At 60.8% G+C, this 20,572-nt stretch carries 19 protein-coding genes; 10 read left to right on the plus strand and 9 right to left on the minus strand.

Annotation, left to right across the window (positions count from 1 at the left end; translation table 11 throughout):
* Positions 1–50 precede the first annotated feature (50 nt).
* Genes F3I21_RS01625 through F3I21_RS01635 form a run of 3 tightly spaced genes read right to left on the minus strand, consistent with a single transcriptional unit; the run spans position 51 to position 3,317 of the window.
* Positions 51–1,106 carry an ABC transporter permease gene (locus tag F3I21_RS01625; RefSeq protein WP_058758647.1) on the minus strand — a complete coding sequence of 352 codons (1,056 nt, stop codon included), beginning with the start codon at positions 1,104–1,106 and terminating at the stop codon, positions 51–53.
* Positions 1,107–1,128: 22 nt separating this feature from the next.
* The gene (locus F3I21_RS01630; protein WP_150058067.1) at positions 1,129–2,667 is read right to left on the minus strand and encodes a sugar ABC transporter ATP-binding protein; all 1,539 of its coding nucleotides are present in this window, start codon (positions 2,665–2,667) and stop codon (positions 1,129–1,131) included.
* Entirely contained in the window at positions 2,664–3,317 is a 654-nt protein-coding gene (locus F3I21_RS01635) for a DUF2291 domain-containing protein (protein ID WP_021506049.1), read from the minus strand. Before F3I21_RS01635 ends, F3I21_RS01630 begins: the two co-directional genes overlap by 4 nt.
* A gap of 433 nt (positions 3,318–3,750) precedes the next feature.
* On the opposite strand from F3I21_RS01635, the gene F3I21_RS01640 reads away from it, so the two are divergent.
* The 4 genes from F3I21_RS01640 to F3I21_RS01655 all read left to right on the plus strand — a co-directional run bounded on the left by F3I21_RS01640 (position 3,751) and on the right by F3I21_RS01655 (position 8,805).
* Positions 3,751–5,307: an FGGY-family carbohydrate kinase gene (locus F3I21_RS01640; RefSeq protein ID WP_150058069.1), complete on the plus strand. Its 1,557-nt coding sequence runs from the start codon at positions 3,751–3,753 to the stop codon at positions 5,305–5,307.
* A gap of 3 nt (positions 5,308–5,310) precedes the next feature.
* A complete protein-coding gene (locus F3I21_RS01645; RefSeq protein WP_058758547.1) occupies positions 5,311–6,840 on the plus strand; it encodes a glycerol-3-phosphate dehydrogenase in 1,530 nt (509 codons plus the stop codon).
* A 10-nt stretch (positions 6,841–6,850) separates the two neighbouring features.
* Positions 6,851–7,786, plus strand: coding sequence for a sugar phosphate isomerase/epimerase (locus F3I21_RS01650; protein WP_141495441.1), 936 nt, complete (start codon positions 6,851–6,853; stop codon positions 7,784–7,786).
* A gap of 62 nt (positions 7,787–7,848) precedes the next feature.
* The gene (locus F3I21_RS01655) at positions 7,849–8,805 is read left to right on the plus strand and encodes a sugar-binding transcriptional regulator (protein WP_058758545.1); all 957 of its coding nucleotides are present in this window, start codon (positions 7,849–7,851) and stop codon (positions 8,803–8,805) included.
* Between the two features lie 31 nt (positions 8,806–8,836).
* Here the strand turns inward: F3I21_RS01655 and F3I21_RS01660 are convergent, their stop codons facing one another.
* The 5 genes from F3I21_RS01660 to ampC all read right to left on the minus strand — a co-directional run bounded on the left by F3I21_RS01660 (position 8,837) and on the right by ampC (position 13,498).
* Positions 8,837–9,532, minus strand: coding sequence for a class I SAM-dependent methyltransferase (locus tag F3I21_RS01660; RefSeq protein WP_223815614.1), 696 nt, complete (start codon positions 9,530–9,532; stop codon positions 8,837–8,839).
* A gap of 110 nt (positions 9,533–9,642) precedes the next feature.
* Entirely contained in the window at positions 9,643–10,383 is a 741-nt protein-coding gene (locus tag F3I21_RS01665) for a DNA-binding transcriptional regulator YciT (protein ID WP_058769793.1), read from the minus strand.
* Between the two features lie 41 nt (positions 10,384–10,424).
* The gene (locus F3I21_RS01670; protein ID WP_150058071.1) at positions 10,425–11,687 is read right to left on the minus strand and encodes a DUF1479 domain-containing protein; all 1,263 of its coding nucleotides are present in this window, start codon (positions 11,685–11,687) and stop codon (positions 10,425–10,427) included.
* A 234-nt stretch (positions 11,688–11,921) separates the two neighbouring features.
* On the minus strand, positions 11,922–12,371 hold the full coding sequence (locus tag F3I21_RS01675; protein ID WP_021506057.1) for a GNAT family N-acetyltransferase: 450 nt from the start codon (positions 12,369–12,371) through the stop codon (positions 11,922–11,924).
* Positions 12,368–13,498 (minus strand): class C beta-lactamase, encoded by a 1,131-nt coding sequence (gene ampC, locus F3I21_RS01680; RefSeq protein WP_150058072.1) that lies wholly within the window; start codon positions 13,496–13,498, stop codon positions 12,368–12,370. The genes F3I21_RS01675 and ampC overlap by 4 nt, the downstream gene beginning before the upstream one ends.
* 184 nt (positions 13,499–13,682) lie before the next feature.
* Here ampC and F3I21_RS01685 point away from each other — a divergent pair, with 184 nt between their 5' ends.
* The 5 genes from F3I21_RS01685 to F3I21_RS01705 all read left to right on the plus strand — a co-directional run bounded on the left by F3I21_RS01685 (position 13,683) and on the right by F3I21_RS01705 (position 18,890).
* Positions 13,683–15,437 (plus strand): glycerol-3-phosphate dehydrogenase/oxidase, encoded by a 1,755-nt coding sequence (locus tag F3I21_RS01685; RefSeq protein ID WP_150058074.1) that lies wholly within the window; start codon positions 13,683–13,685, stop codon positions 15,435–15,437.
* Positions 15,421–16,260, plus strand: a complete 840-nt coding sequence (locus tag F3I21_RS01690; protein ID WP_058769789.1) for a class I fructose-bisphosphate aldolase — start codon at positions 15,421–15,423, stop codon at positions 16,258–16,260. Before F3I21_RS01685 ends, F3I21_RS01690 begins: the two co-directional genes overlap by 17 nt.
* 58 nt (positions 16,261–16,318) lie before the next feature.
* Positions 16,319–17,806, plus strand: a complete 1,488-nt coding sequence (locus F3I21_RS01695) for an FGGY-family carbohydrate kinase (RefSeq protein WP_150058076.1) — start codon at positions 16,319–16,321, stop codon at positions 17,804–17,806.
* Positions 17,807–17,901: 95 nt separating this feature from the next.
* The gene (locus tag F3I21_RS01700; protein ID WP_021506062.1) at positions 17,902–18,384 is read left to right on the plus strand and encodes an antitoxin Xre/MbcA/ParS toxin-binding domain-containing protein; all 483 of its coding nucleotides are present in this window, start codon (positions 17,902–17,904) and stop codon (positions 18,382–18,384) included.
* A complete protein-coding gene (locus tag F3I21_RS01705; RefSeq protein WP_150058078.1) occupies positions 18,384–18,890 on the plus strand; it encodes an RES family NAD+ phosphorylase in 507 nt (168 codons plus the stop codon). Before F3I21_RS01700 ends, F3I21_RS01705 begins: the two co-directional genes overlap by 1 nt.
* A 5-nt stretch (positions 18,891–18,895) precedes the next feature.
* Here F3I21_RS01705 and F3I21_RS01710 read toward each other — a convergent pair whose 3' ends face one another.
* Positions 18,896–19,138, minus strand: coding sequence for a hypothetical protein (locus F3I21_RS01710; RefSeq protein WP_370515530.1), 243 nt, complete (start codon positions 19,136–19,138; stop codon positions 18,896–18,898).
* 248 nt (positions 19,139–19,386) lie between these two features.
* Between F3I21_RS01710 and hpxO the strand changes: the two genes are divergently transcribed.
* A complete protein-coding gene (gene hpxO / locus F3I21_RS01715; protein WP_021506065.1) occupies positions 19,387–20,544 on the plus strand; it encodes an FAD-dependent urate hydroxylase HpxO in 1,158 nt (385 codons plus the stop codon).
* The last annotated feature ends 28 nt before the right edge of the window (positions 20,545–20,572 follow it).

Here is a 20,572-nt window from a genome sequence, read left to right on the forward strand (position 1 = left end):
CAGGTTTGTTTTACGGTTACTCGCGCGCCAGCCGGCCAGCGCGCACAGGGTTAGCGACCGCGCCGGCCGTATTGCAGGGTGTTGAGCAATACCGCCAGCACAATCACGGCGCCAGTGAACACCGTCTGCCAGTAAGCAGAAACGCCGATAATCACTAAGCCATCAGAGAGAAAGCCAATCACGAACGCGCCCAGCAGCGTGCCGCGCACGTTACCGCGTCCTCCGGTCAGCGCCGCACCGCCAATCACCACCGCAGCAATGGCGGTCAGCTCGTAGGTGGTGCCCGCGGTCGGACCGGCGGAGGTCAGCTGCGAAGAGAGCACCAGCCCGGCCATCGCCGCGCAGATACCCGACAGCACGTAGACGCTGATTTTGATGCGTTTTACCGGCACGCCGGAGAGATCGGCGGCGCGCTCGTTACCGCCCGAGGCATACAGCCAGCGGCCAAACGCCGAGCGACTCAACAGGAAACCGCAGGCCAGCGCCACTGCGCCGAGCACCAGCACGCCGACCGGGATGTTGAACAGGCGGTTGAAACCGAGCCAGTCGAAACCGGTATTGCCCAGGGCTTCGCTGCCGGAGAGTTTGTTGTAGGTCAGACCGTTGGTGATCAGCAGCGCGATACCGCGCGCCACATACATGGTGCCGAGCGTGGCAACAAACGCCGGGACGCGAAAAATCGCAATCAGCACGCCGTTGACCAGCCCCACCAGCGCGCCCAGCACCAGCGTCAGAATTGCCACCGCCCACACCGGCAGATAGAGCACCACGCCGAGCGCTTCAAGGTTGATGCCCTGCATCATAAAGCCGGCCATCACGCCAGCCAGTCCCAGCGTCGAGCCGACTGACAAATCAATCCCGCCGTTGAGGATCACCAGCAGCATGCCGATCGCCGGCAAACCGAAGATGGCCACATGCGACGCCATGGTGAGGAAGTTCGCGCCGGTAAAGTAGTTGGGCGATAACAGGGAGAACGTGGCGATAATCACCAGCAGCGCGATAAAGGCACGCCCTTCCAGCAGCAGCCGCGCCAGATTGAGGCGCTTGCCGCTGGCCGGTTTCGCCACCCGCGGTGCGCTATCCAGCGTTTGGGTTCTGTCAGTCATACCGTTTGCTCCGTTTTTCATGTCATGCCACCAGAGACTCGCCCGAAGCGGCCATAATGCGTTCTTTACTCACGCTGGCGTCGAAGATGGCCGAGATGCGCCCTTTGCTCATCACCACGATGCGGTGCGCGATACTCAGGCACTCGCCCACTTCCGAGGTGGTGTAAACCACCGCCAGCCCTTTGCTGGCATTCTCCGCCAGCAGACGAAACACTTCGGCTTTGGCACCGATATCGATGCCGCGGCTCGGTTCATCCAGCAGAATCACTTTGGGTCGGGTGGCGAGCATTTTGCCGATCACCACCTTTTGCTGATTGCCGCCGGACAGGGAACCGATAGCCGCCTCACCGCCGGCAGTCTTGACCGTCACGTTACGGATGCTGTCATCAATCAGCAGTTTCTCCCGTCGCGTTGACAGCACCAGCCCGCGCACAAACTCGCTGATGCTGGCCAGCGACAGGTTTTCGCCCACCGTCATGGTCTGCACCAGCCCGTCGCGCTGACGATCCTCCGGGACCAGCGCCAGTCCCATTTTGATGCGCTGCGACAGCGACAGCGCGGAGATCTCGGTATCCTGCAGCAGGATGTGCCCGCTGCTCTGCTTCAGCCGTCCGGCGAGACACTCCAGCAGCTCGGTGCGCCCCGCGCCCATCAGGCCATAAATGCAGACAATCTCGCCGGCCTGCACCGTCAGCGACAGCTGATCCACCAGCCGGATGCCGGTTTTGCTTTTCACGGTTAACGCCTGCACCGTCAGCGCGTCACCGCCGAAGGCATAGCCGCCGGGCGGTGAACCGAGGTCGAAGTGCTCTCCCACCATGTTGCGCACGATCCATTCGAGGTCGATCTCGTCGCGCCGGGCATAAGCGGTCATCACGCCGTCACGCAGCACCACAGCGCGATCGGTGATCTCCAGTGCTTCCTCCAGATGGTGTGAGATATACACAATCGCCACGCCCTGACTGGTCAGATCGCGGATGACCTGAAACAGCACAGCCACTTCCGCCGCGCTGAGCGCCGAGGTCGGTTCATCCATGATCAGGATTTGTGAATTCACCGACAGCGCGCGGGCGATTTCCACAATCTGCTGCTGCCCGAGACGCAGGTTCTCCACCGGCGTCAGCGGATCAATATCCTCCTCCAGCGCCGCCATCAGATGGCGGGTCAGCCGCGCCTCTTCGGCGTAATCCACCCCGCCGGGCCGCATGATTTCGCGCCCCATAAAAATGTTGTCGCGCACATTCATGTTGGGCGCGAGATTCAGCTCCTGATGAATAATCGAGATACCACAGTCGCGCGCCTCGGTGGCCGAACGGAACACCTTTGCTTCGCCGTTTAACAGAATTTCCCCGGATGTTGGCGTAATCACGCCAGAAAGAATTTTCATCAGCGTCGATTTACCGGCGCCGTTTTCACCAAACAGCGTGGTAACTTCGCCGCGGCGGATTTCAAAATTGACGCCTTTCAGCGCATGGGTGGAGCCATATACTTTGCTGACGTTGCGCGCCTGCAGAATCACTTCTCCTTTCAGCAGCGCCGGATTGACGTTGAACGGTTTCATTGCACCTCCACGCGCACCGGCGTAATCAGCCAGTTGGTCGGACTGAGCAGGCGGAACACGCCGACCACCTGCACGGTTTTGCCCGGCAGCGCGTCGCGGTCCAGTTTCTCCAGCACCGCCGCTTTCATGGCGCGGTTAATCGCCGCCCCGGCGTTCTGGTATTCGATCTGATTAGTAAAATCACCAAACTGAATTTTGCCGCTGGCATCACGCAGATCGGTGCCGGTAATCGCCGGGCCGGTTTGCAACCGCAGCTGCGTGCCCGCCGGCAGACCGGCGACCTGTAACGGGAAAACACCCATCTGCCCCGGCTGCACCACGCCCTGCAGTTTGACCGGCAGCACCGGCAGCGGCGAGCCGACACCGTATCTGGCCACCGCCTGCTGCCGATCGCTGTTCAGTGCGGCCGCAAGCGTGGCGGCATCCACCGCGCGCGCTTCAACATCCTGCTGGATGCCGGGAAAGGTTTTTTGCCCGTAGCTGTCTGCGGAGAAGCCCTGCTGACGCGCGTCGTCTGCCGAACCGATGCGCACTACTTTGGTATCCAGCGCCATGGCGGCTACCAGCGCCACGATCACCACGCCGCTGAGCGTGTAGCGCCGCCGACGTTTGCGTGCCAGCTGCTGCGTTAAGATTGAGACCTCGGACATAACGTGACCTCTCAGGATGCACAGCGACGATGTTCATCGTCGTGCAATGTTATAAATGTGATAACTTGTGTGATGAGAATTGTGCTGTTGTGACTAAATTGTCAACAGGTGGCGCGCAATTTTTCGCACAGCGCGATCTGGATCGCTTATTTGCCTGTAATCACCCCCAATCCGTTTAAAAACCCCCTTTAATACAATCATTAAAAACCTTTCACAGTGTTTAATCACATCCGCAACCCCCGCTGATTTTGTGATCGGACTCGCCATCCGGAGTGAAATTTATTCTTTTTTGAGAAAAATAATACATCAGATATGTTATCTCCATGAGAAGTGGTGTAAGACAGTATTTAGCAAAATCATCACAGCTCATTAACAAGGCTGCGGATAAACCAAACAGGGGTTCCCGCACCGGGAGCAGCGAACGGAGGTGTATGTGGAGAGTGGCGATATCATTCTGGGTCTGGATTCCGGCACCTCGGTGGTTAAAGCGGTGGCGTTTGATCTGGAAGGTAACCAGCTGGCGTGCGCGTCGGCGCGCAATCGCTATTACCGCAGCGCAGGCGGTGCCGCCCAGCAGTCAATGACGCAAACCTGGCAGGATGCGGTCAGCGCGATTCACAAGCTCGGCGATCGGGTGGAGAATCTGGCGGCGCGCGTGGTGGCCGTGGCGGTGACCGCCCAGGGCGACGGCAGCTGGCTGGTCGGTGCTGATAATCAGCCGGTGGACGATGCGTGGATCTGGCTGGATGCCCGCGCCGCCGCCACGGTGGAAAAACTCAATCAGCAGCCGCTGGCCGCCGCACGCTTTCAGGCCACCGGCACCGGTCTTAACACCTGCCAGCAGGGTGCGCAGCTGGCGCACATGGACCAGCACTATCCCGAACTGCTGGCGCGCACCGAAGTGGCATTGCACTGCAAGGACTGGCTCTATCTCAATCTGACCGGTGTGCGCGCCACCGACCCGTCTGAAGCCAGCTTTACCTTTGGCAACTATCGCCACCAGCGCTACGACGATACGGTGATTGACGCGCTGGGGCTTAACCACCGGCGCCACCTGCTGCCGGAGATTATCGACGGCACGCAAATCACCCATGGCCTGACCGCTGACGCCGCCCGGCAAACCGGCCTGCTGGCTGGCACGCCGGTGTGTCTCGGCTATGTCGATATGGCGATGACCGCGCTCGGTGCCGGGGTGCACACCGGTGAAGCCAATACCGCCTGTTCGATTGTCGGCTCAACCGGCGTGCATCTGCGCAGCGTCACTATTGACGAGGTATGGCTCAACCCGGCGCAAACCGGCTACGTGATCCCGCTGCCGTGGCCAGGTTATGTCACTCAGGTGCAAACCAACATGGCTTCCACGCTCAATCTCGACTGGCTGCTGAACGTGGCCAGCGATTTGCTGAGCAGCTTTGGCTGTGAAACCGATCATGCGCGGCTGGTGCAGCAGATCGATCGCTGGCTCAACGACGCGCAGCCGGGCACCCTGCTGTTCCATCCTTACATTTCGCTGGCCGGTGAACGCGGACCGTTCGTCAACGCCGACGCGCGCGCCAGTTTCACCGGCCTCAACTACCAGCACAACTTTGGCGACCTGGTGCGCGGCGTGATTGAAGGCATCGGCATGGCAGCTCGCGACTGTTATCAGGCGATGGGCGCCACGCTGCCGGGAGAAATTCGCCTTACCGGCGGTGCGGTGCGATCGCAGCCGCTCAGGCAGATTCTTGCCGCCTGCATCGGCGCGCCGGTGCGCATCAGCCAGCGCGAGGAAGCCGGCGCAGCGGGTGCGGCCATGATGGCGGCGGTGGCGATTGGCGCGTATCCGGACATGGCGCAGTGCGTTGAACGCTGGGTGCGCCCGCTGCTGGACGACGCCGAAGCGCCGTTGCCTGCGCTGATGCAGCGCTACCAGCAGCTGTTCCCTCAGTATCAGCAGATCCGCCGCGATCTTCCTGCCGCCTGGCAGGCATTAAACAGTTTTAAGGAGTAACGCATGAGTGACAACACGTTGGATCTGTTTGTGATCGGCGGTGGCATTAACGGTGCCGGTATCGCGCGCGATGCCGCCGGGCGCGGGCTGTCGGTGATGATGTGTGAAAAAGACGATCTTGCCGCAGGCACCTCCTCGCGCTCCGGTAAACTGGTGCACGGCGGCCTGCGCTATCTGGAGTACTACGAATTCCGCCTGGTGCGCGAGGCGCTGATTGAACGCGAGGTGCTGCTGAACGCGGCGCCGCACATTATCTGGCCGATGCGCTTTGTGCTGCCGCACAGCCCGTCCGATCGCCCGGCGTGGCTGGTGCGGCTGGGGCTGTTTCTGTATGACCACCTTGGCGGACGCAAAAAACTGCCGGGCACGCGCGTGCTCGATCTGACGCGCGATCCTGAAGGCGCACCGCTGCTGGACAGCTACCAGAAAGGCTTTGAGTACTCCGATTGCTGGGTGGACGATGCCCGGCTGGTGACGCTCAATGCGCTGGATGCCGCCGAGCGCGGCGCCACCATTCTGCCGCGCACCCGCTGCGTGGCAGCGCAGCGTCTGCCGGGCAAATGGCAGATTACCCTGCAGGATCAGGCCAGCGGCGCGCAGCGCACGGTGTTCGCCCGTGCGCTGGTGAATGCCGCCGGGCCGTGGGTGCTGGATATCGTCAATCAGGTTAGCCACACGCAAAGCCAGCGCAGCGTGCGGCTGGTGAAAGGCTCGCACCTCATCGTGCCGAAATTCTGGGAGGGCCAGCAGGCCTATCTGGTGCAAAACACCGACAAGCGGGTGATTTTTATCAATCCCTATGAGGGTGATAAAGCGTTAATCGGCACCACCGACATTCCCTGGCAGGGCAAAGCGGAAGATGTCAGTGCGGATGATAGCGAGCAGCAGTACCTGATCGACGTGGTGAATCGCTACTTCAAGGTTAAGCTGCGCGCCAGCGATGTGATTACCCGCTTCTCCGGCGTACGGCCGCTGTTTGACGACGGCAAAGGTAATCCCTCGGCGGTGACGCGGGATTATGTGTTCGACCTCGATAATCAACAGGATGCACCGCTGCTGCACGTGTTCGGCGGCAAAATTACCACGTTCCGCAAGCTGGCCGAGCATGCGCTGCAACAGCTGGCGCCGTTTTTCCCCAACATGGGCGCGGACTGGACGCGCAGCGCCACGCTGCCGGGCGGCGAGATCGCCCATGCCGATTTTGACAGCTTCCTGGAGGAGATCAAAGCGCGCTGGCCGTGGCTGCCGCAGCCGCTGCGCAAGCACTATGCACGACTGTACGGTGCGCGTATGAGCACGCTGCTGGGAACCGCCGGTTCGCTGAGCGATCTCGGTGAGCATTTTGGCGGCCAGCTGTACGAGGCCGAGGTGCGTTATCTGGTGCAGTACGAATGGGCGCAGCAGCCGGAAGACATTCTCTGGCGTCGCACCAAACATCAGCTGCACCTGAGCGCTGCACAGCGCACCGCGTTCAGCCAGTGGTTCGAACAGACTTTCCACCCTGCCGCGCCGCTGCGCGCCCACGCTGGCTGAGAGGTGCCGCATGCCATTAACGCTTTCGCTGAATACCAATCCGCTGGTGAACCGCTTCGCCGATCCCGGCGATTTAATTCACACCGTGGCTCAGCAGATCCGCATCCGCGATCTGCAGCTGACGCATGAGTTTATCAATCCCGGCTGGCCTGCTGCCACGCTCACCCACATGACGCGCCGCATGCAGCAGGCGCTGCGTGCCACCGGCGTGCGCGTCACCTCCGGCATGACCGGGCCGTATGGCCGCCTCAACCATTTTGGTCATCCGGATGCGGCGGTACGTCGCTACTACATTGACTGGTTCAAAACCTTTGCCGACATCACCGCGGAACTGGGCGGCGTCGCGGTGGGCTCGCAGTTTGCCATCTTCACCCAGCGGGATTTTAACGATGCGGCGCGGCGTGAAGCGCTGATTGCCATCGCCATTGACTGCTGGGCGGAAGTGGCGGAACACGCCAAAGCGGCCGGTCTGCGTTACCTGTTCTGGGAACCGATGAGCGTCGGACGCGAATTTGGCGAAACCATTCCCGCCTGTATGGCGCTGCAACAGCGGCTGAGCGCGGCACAGTTTGCCCTGCCGATGTGGATGATGGCGGATATCGATCATGGCGATGTCACCTCTGCCGATCCGCGTGACTACGACCCTTACGCGTGGGCTGAAGCGGTGCCGCGCTTTTCGCCCATCATCCATATAAAGCAGAGCATGATGGATAAAGGCGGGCACAGGCCCTTTACATTGCAGTACAATGCCGGCGGTCGCATTCAGCCGCAGCCGCTGCTTGAGGCGCTGGCGCGCGGCGGCGCGCAGGATAACGAGATTTGCCTCGAGCTAAGCTTCAAAGAGCGCGAACCCACCGACAGCAATGTGGTGGCGGAGATTGCCGAAAGCGTGGCGTTCTGGGCCGACCATATTGATACCGGGGTGCAGGATTTGCATCTCGCGTGAGCATGCCGTGCTGAGGGCTTTCGTCAGCCCGCAGCACCCCTCAACCAGACAGGGACAACCCGATGAAATCCGCACCGACTTCCGCTGAACGCGATGACTCTCTGGCCCTGCGGGCGGCCTGGCTGCACTATGTCGGCGGCCTGACGCAGGCTGAAGTGGCCAAACGGCTCGGCCTGCCGTCGGTGAAAACCCATCGGCTGATTGCGCGCATGGTGGCCGAAGGCGCGGTGAAAGTCACCATCGACGGCGCGATTGTCGCCTGCGTGACGCTGGAAGAGCAGTTGCGCAGCCGCTACGGCCTGAACTTTTGTCAGGTGGCACCCGATCTCGGCGAAGAAGGCCTGCCGGTGCGCGCGCTGGGCATGGCCGGTGCCGACTATTTACGTAATCTGCTGGCCTCCACGCCGGCGATCACGCTGGGTCTCGGCCACGGCCGGACGCTGTCGGCAGCAATTCACCAGCTGGCACGTATCGACGCGCCGCACCTGCGCTTTGTCTCCCTGCTCGGCTGCCTGACGCGCAACTACGCGCTCAATCCGCATGACGTCATGCATCGCATCGCCGAAAAAACCGGTGCGCAGGCCTACATGATGCCGGTACCGTTTTTTGCCAACACCGAAGAGGATCGCGATGTGCTGCTGGCGCAGCGTGGTGTTAGCGAAGTGTTCAGCATGGCCGCGCACAGTGAAGTGAAGCTGGTGGGCATTGGCACCGTGGAACCAGCCGCCCAGCTGGTGGAAGCCGGAATGATCGATGCAGCCGAGATCCGTGCCCTGTCGGAAGCCGGCGCGGTGGGCGAACTGCTGGGGCACTTTTTTGCCGCCGATGGGCAGATGATTCACAATTCGCTGACGGCACGCACGCTGTCGGTGCCGCTGGATCTGGCGCAGCGCGCAGAGATCGTGGCGCTGACCGGCGGACCGAGCAAAGTGGCGGCGATCCGCGCGGTGCTGGCCAGCGGACTCGTCACCGGTTTGATCACCGACGAGCTGACGGCGCAGGCGCTGCTAACTTCATGAATCGTCAGCTCACTCAACCTTGTTCAGCGGTTTAGCGCTTGCGCGCCGTCCAGCCATGTATCAGCAGCGACTGAAAGAAGCGCTGCGGCGGCGTGAAACCGGCCTGCGCCATCAGCGCTTCGGTCTGGGCAGCAGGCAGCAACAGCAGCCGCTGCGTCAGCATCTGCTTCATCTCATCCAGATTTTGCGCCCTGCCGCTGGCGCTCTCATGCATGGTTTTCCAGAACAGCAGTTGTTCATCAAAGCCGGTATCCTGCACATCGCCAGCAATTTCTGCCGTCACTAAGCGTCCGCCCGGTTTGAGCTGCTGCTGCATCTGCTGATAAATACCCGCCCGCTGCGGATGCTGGATAAAATGCGTCACCAGCAGGCAAAGCACCACATCGTAATCGGCGGTAACCGGCACGTCGTTAAGGTAGCCCTGATGCAGCTGGCAGCGCGCCCGTATCCCGGCGGCGCTGAGTTTCTCTGTGCAGACCGCCAGCATGTCCGGTGAAGGATCGACACCGGTAAACTGCCATTCCGGGTGCTGCTGCGCCAGCCGGATAATTTCGCTGCCGGTCCCGACGCCCACACACAGCACCCGCGCCTGCGGCGGCGCGTTGTCCAGCACCAGTGAAATCAGCAGATGCAGATTATCGGCGATTGGCTGATGTTTGCCGTTATACGCGTCGTACTGCCGCGCAAACTCTTCGTTGAAGATATCGTTGGTATTTTGCGTCATCATTGTCCCGATCGGTTGTCATCATGTAACTTTATTTATTACATGAATAGTGCGTCGATGCAATCAATGGCTGATCACGCTAAGCCTGAGGGAGAGATTGAACGCAATAAAGGTTAAACCAGACTGAGCTGCAGCGACTGCGCGCGCAGCTGCTGCTGCCAGCCTGCGGCGAGTTCCGCGTCGGTAATCACCTGCTTAAACGGCTGTAGCGGCGCCAGCGCATAGGGATGAATCTGACCAAATTTGGAGGAGTCGGTGAGCGCGACGGTGTGGGTAGGCTTTTCCATGATGGCGTTTACCACATCGCAGCGCAGCATGTCGCGGCTGGTGAAACCGGTCGCCTCATCCCAGCCGTCAATGCCAATAAACGCTTTATGGAAGTTGAGATGCTGAATGCACAGCCGCGTTAACGGCCCGACCACTGACTCACTGCTTTTCTGAAACAGCCCGCCGAGGATAATCACATCGCCGCCCTGCTCACGCAGCAGTCCGGCGATGTAATGGCTGACGGTGATGATGGTGATGTCCTGCCGATGGCTGAGCTCTCGCGCCAGCAGCGCATTGGTGCTGCCGCCTTCAATAAACACCGTTTCGCCGGGATTAACCAGCCCGGCGGCGTACTCCGCCAGGCGTTTTTTCACCGCAAAGCGGGTTTGCATGCGCGCGCCTACGTCATCACTTTCCGGCGCCACGGCGGAACCGTGCACGCGGCGCAGAAAGCCGCCCTTCTCCAGCAGGTTCAAATCCTGGCGCACCGTCACCTCCGAAACGCCGGTGGTTTGCGCCAGTTCATTGACGCTGACGCTGCCGCGCTCGCTGACCAGTTGAATGATGTGCTGATGACGTGCGTTCATAGAGCCTGCTGTAAAAAAGTTTTTGCCCAGCTTAGCAGAAATCACGCTAATCCCAGACTGCGCCGGCCGTTTTCATTCAGATCCTGCGGCGTAAAACGGCCGCGCCAGCTGGCTTCGTAATCCTCTTTAGGGAAATCGCCCGGTGAGACACCGGTCACCAGCGCCTGCGCCACCTGCTGCGCATAGTCGGCGTTTTTATCGCACATCGGCGCGGCGGGAATGTACATCACGTTGCCCCAGCCCTGCTGATTTTCTACCGGCGCCACCGCATGAATCACGTCGCAGTGCCACCACACCGAATCGCCCGCCTGCAGCGCCGGGATCGAACACAGGCCGGCAATTAATTCCGGATGCCAGCGCTCTGATACCGGCAGCACTTTGCCCGGCGCCACGCCGCACAGCTCCTCTTCCGGCACATCCTTCAGTAACGGACGCAGCAGCAGATAGGCCATGGCTTCCGGCACCGGCACCACGTGCAGCAGTCCCTGACCGGGCTGCATATCAGAGAGTGCGGTCCAGCCCTGGAAAGTGCGGAACACCGAACATTTGGTGGTGGTGCCAGACTGATACTCCTGCACGGCCGTGCGGTGCGCCGCATCCCACGGATCGTACTGATCGAACTGGTTAGAAAAGATCTTGCTGAACACCTGCTGATAGGCCGGCAACAGCCAGCGCTCCAGCGCGCCGGAATCGGTGTGCGCGCCCAGCCCTTTTGAGGTGGTACCCGGCAGCCGGCGCCGGATGCGATCCGGATAGATGATGCTCACGTCTGGATCAAACCAGCGCGTACCGGCGGATTCGAATTTCCACAGGCGATTGAGGAACGCCTGGGTTTGCGCCATGGCCTCGCTCTGGCGTGCTGACATCTGCGCATCGCTCCAGTAGATGGGGTAGATCTCCGGCCGCGAGGCGTCGAGGTTGCCAAAGAAGTTGTCGCCCGGCCCCTGATAGACACGGTCGAAATCATTGTCGTCGAGGTAGTTGAGCATGTCAGCATCCCACGCCAGCGCCTGCTCGCGGCTGAAGGTTTGCTTTACCACCACGCAGCCGCGGCGGCGGATATGATCTTTGGTCTGTTCGCTGATGCGGCCAGCGGCCAGATCCGCGAAGCTGACCTGCGGCCACGCCGTACCGTGCTGCTTCTCTTCGGCGCGCGCGGCCGCGATTTCACTAACAATCTTACTTCTGACCTGCTCAAACAGGCCTTCGACATCGCCAATCTGTGCTCTGAGCACCTGCTTCATCAGGCGCACATGCTGTTTAAAATCGTCGGGTTGTTGTTCTGAGGTAAAAGTGGTGTTCATCTCGCACTCCGTCTGTTTACGCTTAAGTTTCATTCGAAACACATTACATATTCATTCATAACATCGTGCGAACAAAAAGACAGCACACAGGCAAAAAATAGCGAGCATGGTCACAGTTATTTATCTGAGGGATTTTCGCTTGAAAGGGATCATGGAGCGAAACGGTGGGATGAATAACGCAAGCGCGCCTTGATCAGGCACGCGGGGGCCGCCCTCCATGGCAGCCCGGGAAAATTACGGCTGATCGAATAAATGACGGTACTGCACAAAGTCGGTTTGTTGCGCCAGCCGATCGTACAGCGCCCGCGCGTGGCTATTAGACGCCTGCGTCAGCCAGTAAACGCGTGAACAGCCGAGCTTCTCTGCCTGTTCATAGACCGCCAGAATCAGCGCCTTGCCGGCACCCAGACCGCGCGCGGCTTCGCTGACGTAGAGGTCCTGCAAATAGCAGTAGTCGCCCTGAGTCCAGGTTGAGCGATGGGTAAGAAAATGCACCAGCCCGACCATCGCGCCGTCCTGCTCGGCCACCAGACAGTGCATGGGTTCCGCGCGGGACAGCAAGCGGCGAAAGCTCTCGCCGGTGGTGTTATCGTCAATGGTAGTCTGATAAAAGCGCTGATAGCCCTGCCACAGCGCCAGCCACGGCATGAAATCTTCGGCGCGCAGCGCTCTGATGGTTATCATTCGTCCTTCCCGATGTTGCTGATGATTTTTTCCGCAGCCACCACCCGATCGTCATTCGGGAACCACTTATTTGCCAGCATAATCAGCGCAACCCGCTGCGACGGAATAAAGACCGCATAGGTGGCGTATCCGTTGGTGGAGCCGGTTTTGTTGTACCACGCCTGCTGCGGCGCAGCCTGCGGCGGCGTAATCCGCGTGGCTTTCATGCCCTTCATGATGCGCGCGCCGCTGTTGCCGTCCACCAGTTGCTGCGTAGTGACCGGCAGCGGGTAATATTCCCACATCATCGCCTGAGTAAAAGCGGCCTCGGTGTGATAATAGCCCTGATGCGTCGCGGCCACCGCCTGTTGCCATGCGGGCGCGACCGGCTGTTGCTGCAGCTGAATGGCCAGCCAGCGAATCAGATCGGCAGAGGTGGATTTCAGGCCATAGGATTCCGCATCCAGCGGGCCTGGCGTGACCCGCACCGGGCGATCCTGCTTGTTATAACCCTGGGCGTAGCGCCCCATCTGCGATGCAGGCACCTGCACATAGCTGTGCGTCATGCCCATCGCCGGCAGCAGCTGCTTTTCCATCGCACTGATGAACGGCTGGTGCAGACTCTTAGCCGCAATCATGCCGAGCATACCGATACCGAGGTTGGAATAAACCCGCACCGTGCCCGGCTGGGCCTCTGGCTGCCACTGTTTGTACCAGTGCATCAGCTCGCGGGTATTGGTCACATCATCCGGTACGAACAGCGGCGTGCCGCTGGTGTGCGTCGCCAGATTCAGCAGCGAGACGCGATCAAAAGCGCTGCCTTTCAGTTCCGGCAGCCACTGGCTGGCCGCGTCGCTGAAATTCAGTTTGTTCTGCTGCGCCGCATAGCTGGCTAAGGTGGCGGTAAACGTTTTACTCAGCGAGCCGATTTCAAACAGCGTCTGCTCGTTGATCGGCTGTCCGCTCTCTTTCGATGCCACGCCGTAGTTATAAAATTCGGTTTTGCCGTCGTGCAGAATCGCCACCGCCATACCGGGGATTTGATACTGCTGCATCAGCGGTTTGATGATGCTGTCTGGTGATGTCGTTGCCAGCGCACTGCCGCTGACCAGCAGCGCGAGTGCGCTTAATCGGGCCCATGAAAACATGAAAATTCCTTTTCCTGCAGGTTAACCATGATGTCTGACCGGCAGTATATCGTTACCCCCGCCAGGCTTCCCGACAATTCTCATTGGTAGTGAACAAAATCACATCCTTTATGACCTGATTTGCCGTTTGCTGCGCCCGCTCCTATACCTTTGACAAGTAAGCGTTCATCGCAAGGAGCTGACAATGGAACAGGTTTTGACCCGCGAACAACGGCTTAGCCGCCTGCGCGCGCGCAGTTCGCTGCCGGTGCTGATCGTCGGCGGCGGCATCAACGGCATCAGTACTTTTCGTGAGCTGGCATTACAGGGCATTCCTGCGGTGCTGGTGGAGAAAGGTGACTGGTGCCAGGCGGCCAGCGGCGCGCTGTCGCGCATGATTCACGGCGGCCTGCGCTATCTGGAGACCGGCGAGTTTGGCCTGGTGAAGGAGTCGGTGATGGAGCGCGATCGCCTGCTGAAAAACGCCGCGCACTATGTGTTTCCGCTGCGCACCACCGTACCGATCGATAATCTCGGCGGTGGACTGGTTAACGCCACGCGACGTTTCCTGCGCCTGAGTGATAAGCCCACCCGGCGCGGCGCGCTGCTGATCAAAACCGGTCTGAGCCTGTACGACCTCTACACGCGACAGTACGGCGCTATGCCGCGCCACCAGCTGCGTAACGAAGCCGCCACGCGCGATCGCTGGCCTGGCTTCGCGCCCTGGGTGAAATACAGCGCCAGCTACTACGATGCGTGGATCAGCGCGCCGGAGCGACTCGGGTTTGAGCTGATTGAAGATGCGGAACGCGCCTGCCCGGAGGCGCTGGCGCTCAATTATCTGCGGGTGGTCAGCGCCAGCGACGAGACGGTGCTGCTGGAAGATACGCTGAGCGGTGAGCGCTTTAGCCTGCAGCCGCACGTGCTGGTGAATGCCGGCGGCGCGTGGATCGACCAGCTGAATCAGCAGCTGGCCGTGCATTCGCAGCCGACCAGACTGATAGGCGGCACCAAAGGGTCGCATCTGATCCTCGATCATCCCCAGCTGTTACAGATGCTGGACGGTGAAATGGTCTATTTCGAAAATCAGGAAGGCCGGGTGTGCATCATGTTTCCCTGGTTCGGCAAAGTGCTGGTGGGCTCCACCGATATCCGCGTTGATGACCCTGAGGGCGTGGTGTGCGAAGCCGAAGAGCAGGCTTACATTCTTGAGTCGCTGCGCTTTGTATTTCCTGACATTGTGGTGCCAGCTTCCGCAGTGGTTTACACCTTCTGCGGCGTGCGCCCGCTGCCGGCCAGCGAGGCCAAAGTGAATGGCCAGATTTCACGTAACCATTCGCTGGTGCTGCTGCCGCCTGACCACGCGCGTGCCTGGAGCACGCTGTGTCTGGTCGGCGGTAAATGGACCACCTTCCGCCGCTTCGGGGAAGAGGCCGCCGACCGCGTGTTGCGCCTGCTGGGAGAAAAGCGTCGCGTCTCCAGCAGCGACCTGCCGATTGGCGGCGGCCGGGATTTTCCGGCGCCGTCCGCCCAGCCCGCCTGGCTCAGTGCGCTGGCGCAGCACTATGACCTTCCGCTGGCACGCGTGACGCAACTGGCGAAACGCTACGGCAGCCGGGCCCTGCCGCTGCTGCAGCAGATTCAGCAGCACGGCGAACAGCCGCTGCAGCATCATGCCGGTTACAGCGCCACCGAACTGCGCTATCTGATTGAGCATGAACAGGTGTGCCAGCTGGAAGATGTGCTGGTGCGCCGCACGTCACTGGCTATCTGCGGTGAATTAACGCCGCCGCTCATGCAGGAAATTTCGCAGCTGCTGGCCGACTCGCTCGGCTGGCAGGACAGTCAGCGCGCTGAACATCTGCAGCACACCGCAATCAGCCTGGCGCAGCGCCATGGGCTGCACGCGCTCGCATCCGCGTTTTCACAGGAGGAAGTTCAGGATGTCACTCACCCCTAAAGTTCGCCTCAACCGGTTATTTCACCACGGCAAGTGCCTGGATGTGGCGATCGATCACGGCATCGCCAACGAGCCCGATTTTCTGCTGGGGCTGGAAGATATTGAAAGCGTGATGCGCAACCTGATTGCCGCACAGCCGGATGCGATCCAGGTCAATTATGGTCAGGCCGATCTGCTGCAGCGCGTTGCCGGACGCAAACCGGCGCTGGTGATGCGCACCGACGTCGGCAATGCCTATAACGCGGCGCGCCACCGCGAGATGTGGGCGGTGCTGCACAATCCGGAGGCACCGATTCTTGCCGCGCTGCAGATGGATGCCGCCGCGGTGGTGGTCAATCTCTACCAGATCCCGGATGAACCGGGCATTTTTCGCATGTGCGTGGAGAACATTGGCCGCCTGCGCCAGGCCTGCGATCGCTATGCCATGCCGCTGATGGTGGAGCCGCTGGTGATGGCCCCCGCCGGCCAGGGCGCGGCGTACGGCTCGCTCGGTGACGTCAGACAAATCGTGCCGCTGGTGCGGCTGGCGCGGGAGCTGGGTGCCGACATCATTAAAGCCGACCCCACGGACAACGTAGAGGATTTCCATCGCGTGGTGGAGGCGGCGCGCTGTCCGACGCTGGTGCGCGGCGGCGGCAAAGGGGAACTGGGCGCGGTGCTGGCGAAAAGCGCCGCGCTGATGGCGCAGGGTGCCAGCGGCATGGTGTATGGCCGCAACGTTTATCAACATGATAATCCGTCACGCGTGGTCAGCGCGCTGATGGCGATTATTCATCAGGGTGTCAGCGGCGCGGATGCGCTGGACATCTACCAGCAGGGTTAAGCGTGACCTGCACCGGCGCTTAAGCGGTGCGCCGTCTTCGCCTGAAACGGAGTCGGATATGAGCCAGATTCTCGGCATCGATGCCGGAAACACCATGATCAAAGCGGTACTGTTTGACCTGAGTGGCCGCGTGCTGTCGGTAGCGGAGTGCGCCGGCGAAACGCATCAGCCGCAGGAAGGCTATGCTGAACGGCCAGTTGAAGATATCTGGCGCGGCGTCAGCAGCGCGGTAAGTCGCTGCCTGCAGCAAGCCGGCACGCGCGGCAGCGAAGTGATTGCCGTCGGGGCCGCCGGACACGGCAACGGGTTGTATGCGCTGGATCGTCAGCAGCGCCCGCTGTTTGGCATCCAGTCGATTGATCATCGCGCCAGCGCCACGGTACAGGCGCTGGAATCCAGCGGTGCGGCGCAGCAGATTTACGCGCTGTCGTTGCAAAAACCGTGGCCCGCCGCAACACCGGTGCTGATCGGCTGGATACGTCAGCATCAGCCGGAACGCTGGGCGCAGATCGGCCATCTGCTGTGTGCCAAAGATGTCATCGCCCATTTTCTGTGCGGCAACGTCAGCGCGGACTATTCGGATGCCGCCGGTGCCGGGCTGATTGATTATCGCCAGCGCAGCTACAGTCGTGAATTGCTGGCGTTATATGGCATTGAAGAGGCGCTCGCCCTGCTACCACCGCTGCGTGAATCCTGCGAGGTTACCGGCGTGGTCTCGGCCCGGACGGCACAGCTCACCGGTTTACCGGCCGGCATCCCGGTGGTGGCCGGCATGTTTGACGTGGTTGCCAGCGCGGTCGGCTCGGGCGTAGTGAACTGCGGTGAGGCCTCCATTGTCGCCGGTACCTGGAGCATCAATCAGGTGGTGGTCGACAAACCTGACTATCTGCGCCCGGTGTTTATGAATTCGATCATCGAACGCGACCGCTACATGGCGATCGAGGCCAGCGCCACTTCTGCCGCCAATCTTGACTGGTTCCTGCGTGAATTTGATGATGGCCGCGCCGGCCAGGGCGCGGCGCGCAGCAGCGACAGCGTGGCACAGGTCAGGCCTGACGCGCAGCTGCCGCTGTATCACCCTTACCTCTATTCAGGGCGGAAAGCCGAACCCGCCAAAGCCGGCTTTTACGGCCTCGGCGGCTGGCATACGCGCGCTGACATGCTGTTTGCCCTGTTTGAAGGCGTGACCTTTGCCCACCGGGCGCACATTGACCGGCTGCGCGCGGCCGGCATTACGGTCAACCAGGCCACGCTCTCCGGCGGCGCGACGCGCAGCAGTGTCTGGCCGCAAATGTTTGCCGACGTACTGGGGATGCCGATTCGCGTCGCAACCTGCCACGAAACCGGGGCGCTGGGTGCCGCGCTGTGTGCGGGCGTGGGCGTGGGTCAGTGGCCGAATCTGGCTGCCGCCGTGCAGCAGGCGGTTACCCTTGCGCCGGAGGCGCTGCAGCCCCGCGCGGCGCGCTTCGCGTTCCATGACACCCGCTACCGGCTGTTTAAAAAACTTGAACTGGCGATGAGCGACATCTGGCGCACCGCCAGTTAATGGCGGTGCGGCGTGAACAAACCATGACACCGGCGGGCAAATGCTGTACACTTGATGCATAAAAATGTTCACATGAACATCATCAGGAGGTTGTGATGTCCACCGCATCGGCTTTTAATCCCACCAGCGGATCGCGCATCTTTGATCCGTCGCTGATTCAGCACGCCCGCCCCTCTTTTATGGATCAGATGGGGCTGCCGCGTAACCGGCTTAAGGCGCATAAGTTGATCACCGACGGCATGGATGTCGGCATTGTCGAACGCGCCGCCACGATTCTGAAAGCGACGCCGATCGACATCGCGCAAATGGTCTCGATTGACCGCAACACCTACCGGCGCCGCGAGAAGTCCGGATCGCAGCTTTCGGTCGAACAGGGCGCACGCATCTATCAGGTGTTTGAAGTGCTGGATGCGGTGATTCAGCTGTTCGCTGGCGATCCGGAAGTGGCGATGCACTGGATGTATCAGCCCGCGCTGGCGCTCGACAACGCGCAGCCGATTAACATGCTCAGTACGCCCGCCGGCTGCGATGCGGTGCTGACGCTGATTGGCCGCCTGGAGCACGGAGTGATTGTCTGATGACACGACGGAAGGATCCGGCCGCACCCGTCAGGGTGTTCTATCGAATTGTCAAAGCGGAGTACGCCAGCCAGGCGTTTAACGGCGCTGGCGCAGAAAAATGGGGTGGCCGCTGGAATCCGCCCGGGATGAAAGCGGTTTACCTCAGCAGCTCTAAAGCGCTGGCGACGCTGGAACTGGTGGTGCACGCCGGGAAAACGCTGCTGGAGCAAAGCCGCTTTGTGGTGTTTACCGTGGCGGTACCGGAGTCCGACATCATCGCCCTCGACAGCAGTAAACTGCCGGCCGGCTGGGAAAAATATCAGCAGCAGGAGGAGACGCAGGCCATCGGCGCGGCGTTTCTCAATCCGCACAACGGCTTTCCCCTGCTGATGACGGTACCCAGCATCCTCACCGGCGAAGATAATGCGCTGTTTAACCCCGATCATCCGGGCGCGGCCGCGCTGATTGCCACAGCGACCTCCGCACCCTTCGCCATCGATCGCCGTATCAAAGACGATCCGTAAACGCTCTAGCGGCACTGGCTGGCACAGTTTTGTACGCAAATCTGCGCCAGCGAGCCACAGCCGCCGCCGTTGTCATTCTTGCACTGCGATTGCTGCACATAACAATTCTGCTGACAGGAAGAGACATCACACTTCGCTGCTACCGGCGTGAGCTGCGGCAAATCCCCTTTTCTCTCCGGCTGCCACGGCGTTTGCGCCCCTGCGCTCAGGCAGCCCAGCAGCCATAACATCATTATCCACTTCATCATTCAGTCCTCGCAGGATGGATGTAGAGAGTATGAACGCTGGCCGGATGATTGCCAGCGTGAAACCTTTGGTTCACCTTCCGCCTGATGATGCCCTGTTAAGGTGCAGACTCTGCGCCCATTACTGAAGCAGCGCCTGACCCAGCCAGAACATAAATCATTATTTTCAACACTTTAACCCACTATCACCCTGACCCTGCAAAATGGTACAAAAGTTGCAGGGCTTAGGGTGCACAGTAAAGGAGACGGTAATGAAAGCGATTGTGATTGGAGCGGGCATCGGCGGCATGAGCGCGGCGCTGGCGCTGGAAAAAGCGGGTTTCAGCACCGCGGTATATGAAGCGGTGAAAGAGATGAAACCGGTCGGCGCGGCCATCTCTATCTGGCCTAACGGCGTGAAGTGTCTCAATGCGCTGGGTCTCAAGGCACAGCTGCGCGCGCTCGGCGGCAATATGGCGTTTATGGCTTACAACGATGGCCACAGCGGCAGCACCCTGACCCGCTTCAGTTTGTCACCGCTGGTGCAGCAGGTTGGCGAATACCCTTATCCGGTCGCACGCGCAGAGTTACAGGCGCTGCTGATCGACAGCTACGGCCGCGAACGCATCCGCTTTGGCAAACGCGTTGAACGGGTGGAGCAGCATGCCAGCGGCGTGACCGCCTGGTTTGATGACGGCAGCCAGGCTGAAGGGGATTTTATGGTGGCCGCCGACGGCACCCACTCGGTGATTCGCCATCACGTGCTGGGCGAACACGTCGAGCGCCGCTACGCAGGCTACGTTAACTGGAATGGCCTGGTCACCATCGATGAGAGCATCGCGCCCGCCGATCAGTGGACCACGTTTGTCGGCGAGGGCAAGCGCGTCTCGCTGATGCCGGTGAGCGGTAACCGCTTCTACTTTTTCTTTGATGTCCCGCTGCCAAAAGGGCTGGCGCAGGATCGCGCAACGGTGAAAGACGATCTGCGCGGCTATTTTGCCGGCTGGGCCGAGCCGGTTCAGCGGCTGATCGCCAGCATTGACGCACAAACCACCAATCGCGTGGAGATTCATGATATCGAACCCTTCAGCCGCTTTGTCAGAGGACGTGTGGCGCTGCTGGGGGATGCGGCACACAGCACCACGCCGGATATCGGTCAGGGCGGCTGTGCGGCCATGGAAGATGCGGTGGTACTGGCGCAAACCCTGACCGCCCACTCGCTGGGCATTGAGGACGGGCTGCTGCGCTATGAAGCGCGCCGCGTCGAGCGCACCCGTGATTTGGTGCTGAAAGCGCGCAAGCGTTGTGATGTCACCCACGCCAAAGATGCGGCGGTCACCGCGGAATGGTATGCCGGACTGAAAGAGGAAACCGGCGAGCGCGTGCTGGCCGGCATGTGTGACACCATTGAAGGCGGTCCGCTGGGATAAGCGTGCAGGCCAGCCAGCTGCACCGCTG

The sequence above is a fragment of the Pantoea sp. B_9 genome, from assembly GCF_008632015.1.
Lineage (GTDB): Bacteria > Pseudomonadota > Gammaproteobacteria > Enterobacterales > Enterobacteriaceae > Pantoea > Pantoea dispersa.